General features: G+C 60.1%; 3 protein-coding genes and 2 pseudogenes. 2 read left to right on the forward strand and 3 right to left on the reverse strand.

Annotation, left to right across the window (positions count from 1 at the left end; genetic code table 11):
• Positions 1-786: MFS transporter (locus EOA86_RS23470; RefSeq protein ID WP_128343833.1), on the forward strand; the 786-nt coding region annotated here is incomplete at its 5' end.
• Positions 787-1,110: 324 nt separating this feature from the next.
• On the opposite strand, the gene EOA86_RS23475 is transcribed toward EOA86_RS23470, so the two are convergent.
• Both EOA86_RS23475 and EOA86_RS23480 read right to left on the reverse strand, forming a co-directional pair.
• Positions 1,111-2,190: a mechanosensitive ion channel family protein gene (locus EOA86_RS23475; RefSeq protein WP_128343834.1), complete on the reverse strand. Its 1,080-nt coding sequence runs from the start codon at positions 2,188-2,190 to the stop codon at positions 1,111-1,113.
• Positions 2,191-2,632: 442 nt separating this feature from the next.
• A pseudogene (locus EOA86_RS23480) lies at positions 2,633-2,740 on the reverse strand (DUF2147 domain-containing protein); the annotation flags it as partial.
• A gap of 216 nt (positions 2,741-2,956) precedes the next feature.
• Here EOA86_RS23480 and EOA86_RS23485 point away from each other — a divergent pair.
• Positions 2,957-3,472 (forward strand): CAP domain-containing protein, encoded by a 516-nt coding sequence (locus tag EOA86_RS23485; RefSeq protein ID WP_128343836.1) that lies wholly within the window; start codon positions 2,957-2,959, stop codon positions 3,470-3,472.
• A 173-nt stretch (positions 3,473-3,645) separates the two neighbouring features.
• Here EOA86_RS23485 and EOA86_RS23490 read toward each other — a convergent pair.
• A pseudogene (locus tag EOA86_RS23490) lies at positions 3,646-4,372 on the reverse strand (HlyD family secretion protein); the annotation flags it as partial.
• Between the last annotated feature and the right edge of the window lie 193 nt (positions 4,373-4,565).

Here is a 4,565-nt window from a genome sequence, read left to right on the forward strand (position 1 = left end):
CGTTACAGCCTGGTGGGTGCGCTCGCAGGCGCGGTTGGCGCGCTTGCTTCGGCGACACCTGATCTTCTGGCTCCAGCCGCCTTCGACCAACTCACCGGCATCAAGGCGATGTTCGTGCTCTATGCATTTCTGGGCCTGCTCGGCGGCCTTCTCTACGCGCGGATCCCGCAGCGCCGTCCAGCGTCGGACTCCGGCACCGCGTCCGCGCTCGGCCCCTCGCGCAATATTGTGTTCAAGCTCGCGGCCCTTTTTAGCCTTGATGCCTTCGCCGGCGGCTTCGTCGTCCAGTCGCTGCTTGCCCTGTGGCTTTTCGAAACATTCGACCTGTCGCTCTCGGAAGCGGGCTTTTTCTTCTTCTGGTCCGGGGTACTTTCGGCGTTCTCATTCCCCGTTGCTGCTTGGCTGTCCCGGCACATCGGGCTCATCAACACGATGGTGTTCACTCACATTCCGTCCAGCATTGCTCTGATGTTGGCGGCGCTTGCGCCCACGCTGCCTCTGGCACTCGCCCTGCTGTTGATCCGCGCTGCGCTTTCGCAGATGGACGTCCCGACGCGATCGTCTTACGTCATGGCCGTCGTCACGGAGGCAGAGCGGGCGACGGCTGCGAGCTTCACATCTGTCCCGCGCAGCCTAGCCGCCGCAGCCAGTCCCGCCTTGGCGGGCGCTCTGTTCGCTGCCTCGTTCCGGGCATGGCCCCTCCTGATCTGCGGTGCCCTAAAGATCATTTATGACCTGCTGCTGCTGATGCAATTCCGGCACCTCAAGCCGCCAGAGGAACGGTGATACAGTGTTGTCGGTTGGGGGTGTGTTATACCAGGACGGCTCGACTGATCAGGCCGGGCCGCGGCCTTGTAAAAGCGGCACCAGCCATCAGGGCTGATTTCATCCGCGACAATCTCGCATGCATTCGGCTCCCGGAAATGGGTGCACCCGGCGAAGAACGGGTGTTGTCATGCATGAAAGCCCCGCCAGCTCGCACTATTGCCCTGCAGATACCGGATCAGCGAATTGTCCCCGCGATACATCCATGCACGAGCCCGATCAACGGAGCCCTTATAGTCTGTCATCCAGGCTTGTCTGCCGCGACGCGGGCGGGCGTGAGGAAGTTCACCTCAAATTGCTCTTCGGAAACAGCACGCGATCGGGTTTTGCATTCATTCGCGCCAGCATTTCCTTGATCAAGCGTGTTTTGGTGCGTCCCGCTTCCTTCGGCGGCACGAGGTAACGCACGATGGCCTCGAGCCAGGTGTTTTCACTGACGCGAAAATGAACCACGGGATGCTCCTTCACTTCGAGTTCGTCCACCGGCGTTTGCGACAGGATGTGCTTATAGACCTTCACCTTCTGGCTCATGATGTCGCCGATCTGCTCGTCAACGACCTCTCTCATGGTTTTCGCTACGAATTCCAGATCGCTTTCATAAGCGAGCTGGAACTTGATTTCGTTCCAGACATAGGGAAACAGCGGCCAGGAATAGTTGAAGACCGGCGTGTCAAACACGGTGGAGTTCGGAAACTTGATGACGCGTCCGCTTGGATGATCGGTCCAAAGATGTTCGCCGCCGAATTCCCATAACGTCGTGTCGAGATAGCTGACATCAATGACATCGCCATGGGCATCGCCGATGCGAATGCGGTCGCCAACGCGATAAGGCGCCCTGGCCAGAATATAAATCCAGGCGATGAAACTGGAGATCGGCATTTGCAGCGCAAAGCCGAGAATCAGTGAAATCAGGCCGAGTGAAACAACCGCAGCGTACCAGTTCACAAATAAGACCGAAATGGCCACGAAGACGATGGCGACGACGACGACCAATCGAAAAATACGTTGCAGGTTGAAACGCGAAACACGATTGGGAATTCGGCCAATGAGAAAGACTTCGATAACATTGGCAACGGTCAGCATAACGAAAATGAGAAGGCCGCCCCTGACGTAGTTCAGCACGCGAATGCGCAAAGGCGCATCAAGCCATTCTAAGCGCCAATTGATCAGGACTTGGATGCCAAAAAGCAGCAAGGCGGCGGCAGCGAAACCAACCGTCCACCAGACATCTTGCTTGCGAAGGCTGAAGCGGAATTTTTCCTCGGGCTTTTTCGCCTTCTGTTCCAAAGTTTCTGGATCAGCAGTCTGTTGCGCGGCCCGTTCGAGTCGGGAAAGGTTCTCCTGTTCCTTGGCGCGCGGTTCCATGGGTTCACCTCCCGATGTGGCCATCAACACCCAGCCAGTGCCTTCTCGTTCCTCGACGGCGGCATTCCGGCAACGACGCGATGTCAGTCGCTGACCGGTTCCTTGCCGGTCCCCGAAAGCTGGCCTTCATTCCGGCGGCCCCGTCCTTGGTGAAATAGGGCGGCAAGCAGAAAGATGCGACGGCGCCGCCATATTCGGCAAATGCCTTATAGCCCGATCCGAAACTAAGCTGAGTTTGGTATCAGCAGCTCCCCGAGAGCCCACCGGGAGATCTCGACTGTTCATCGAGCGGCCTTGGCCGCCGGCGCTACAGAGGGTGACGATATCTTTTTGAGATTCCGTCCGCGCTGATGCCCTGTATCGATCGACGATGACGGCTCATGACGTTTTCTTTCCATATGATTGTCTCTGGATCGACAGATTTCCTGTCGATCCTGGTGCCTTATTCCTGACGCACCCAAATCTGCGAGCGACCGAGCATTGAGACACCAATGTAGCCGCGCACGTTGAGCTTCTTGCCGCCGTCCGTCAGTTGGATCTTGCTGCTGTAGACCTTGCCGCTGAAGTGTCTGCCGGCTAGCGGCCTGCGGCAGGAGTGCTTTTGTCGAGAGCAATGCGGCTATCGGCGGTGGTTGGGTGACTATCTTGGAGAATACCGCGCCATAGCGTGCAGTCAGCAGGGTTCGCGGACGGCTAAGCGCGCAGTGAGCGAGATTTTTGAGCGCCGGCCCGGCAAAAGCCATGATCACCGCTATGTCAGTCGGGCATGACCGTTGCCAAAATCGAAAATTCCGATGCCCGATCAAACTTTAACAGGCGAATGCTATTTAGAGCTGCCGGCCTTGCTGCACTGGCCGGGCTCGCTGCCTGCGCCACTGTGCTGCCCACCGGCGAAGGCGCCGGGGTCTCCGCCTCCGCCGTCGGCACACTGGCAGGCATCCGTGCCTCAGCCGGCCTCGTGCCGCTTCTCCCCGACCCTCAGCTCGAACAGGCAGCCCTGCAGCAGTCCGGCTATATGGCGCGCGGCGGCCGCATGACCCATACCACAGGCTGGGGCAAGGGATTCGCCTCGCGCGTCAAGGGCAACGGCATTAGCGGTGCTGCCGCCGAAAACATCGCCGAGGGCCGTTTCGATCAGCAGAAGCTGTTCGACATCTGGATGCATTCGGCCGGCCACCGCCGCAACATGCTCGACCCGCGCTTCACCCGCTTCGGTCTGGCCTATGTGCGGGACGGCCGCGACAGCTCGCTGCGCTACTGGAGCCTTGTTCTGGGCAGATAGGAGGTGTGTCCGGCACGTCGACAAGCCGTCAGTCCATATGCGCGGGACCGGCGGTCGGACCTGCCTTTGGCTCGCGCAGCAGGAAAACAAACGGGATGGCAGCGTCATCATCATCAGCAGCTTGAAGTCATTGACGTAGTCTCAGGCTTCACCATCCGATGGACCGAGGTGGTCTATTGCGCCTCACCCGCCGTGGCGTGGCCGAAGATGCTCGGAAGCCCGCGGGAAACGCCGGTGTCCACCGTGGCGGTCGCACTCATGCCGGTGCGCAGCGCCATCTTGGCGTCGGCATCGGCCAGTTGCAGGCGTACGGAATGCGCTGGGTGACCTTGACCCGGTTGCCGGTGGCGTTTTGGGCGGGCAACAGCGAGAACTCGGCCCCCGTGCCGGCGCCGATCGCCTTGACCGTGGCTTCGAACGTCTTGCCCGGACAGGTGTCGACCACGATTCCAGCCTTCTGACCGGGCTTAATATTGGTGAGCTGGATTTCTTTGAAATTGGCGTCGATCCGGGTGTCGCCGGTCTCGACCAGCGAAAACAGCGGCGTACCCGAGCCGACATACTGGCCGACCTTGAACGAGGCAGCCTGGCTGATGATGCCGGCGGCCGGCGCCCTGACGGTGGTCTGCCCCAAATCGCAGGCAGCCTTGTCGCGTGCGGCGAGCGCCGCCATCACGGTCGATGCTTGTCGGTCTCGATATCGGGATTGCCGCCAAGCGCAGCCCTGGCGCTGAGGATGCCCTGCTCGGCCGCGGCCAGTTGCTGCTTGGCCTTGTCGAGATCGTTCCTGGCCTCATCCAGCGACGATTTGGCGTTAATGCCCTTGCGGGCAAGGTCGGCGGCCCGGTCATAGTGCGACTGCGCGTAGTCGACCTGGCCGGCGTCGAAGTTCTCCTGCGCTACCAGTGGTCGGGTTTTTCCCTGGGCGCCCCATTCGAGGACCTTTCAAAGGGCCAGCATGGAAAAGGTCGGTCGCCAAAACATCGGAAAATTTTCAGAATCCGATCGGGATTTCAGCGCCTGAAAAGCCGAATGAAAGCGTGCTGGTGAACGGGCGAATTGACCCTGTTTTCGGCGCCAAGGCGTCCGGCCC

This window comes from Mesorhizobium sp. M5C.F.Ca.IN.020.32.2.1, assembly GCF_004023105.1.
GTDB lineage: Bacteria > Pseudomonadota > Alphaproteobacteria > Rhizobiales > Rhizobiaceae > Mesorhizobium > Mesorhizobium wenxiniae.

What these genes read in the sequence shown, in the direction of transcription:
- EOA86_RS23475 (WP_128343834.1), bottom strand. Translation starts at nt 2,190, where the DNA reads ATGGAACCGCGCGCCAAGGAACAGGAGAACCTTTCCCGACTCGAACGG.
- EOA86_RS23485 (WP_128343836.1), top strand. Translation starts at nt 2,957, where the DNA reads ATGACCGTTGCCAAAATCGAAAATTCCGATGCCCGATCAAACTTTAAC.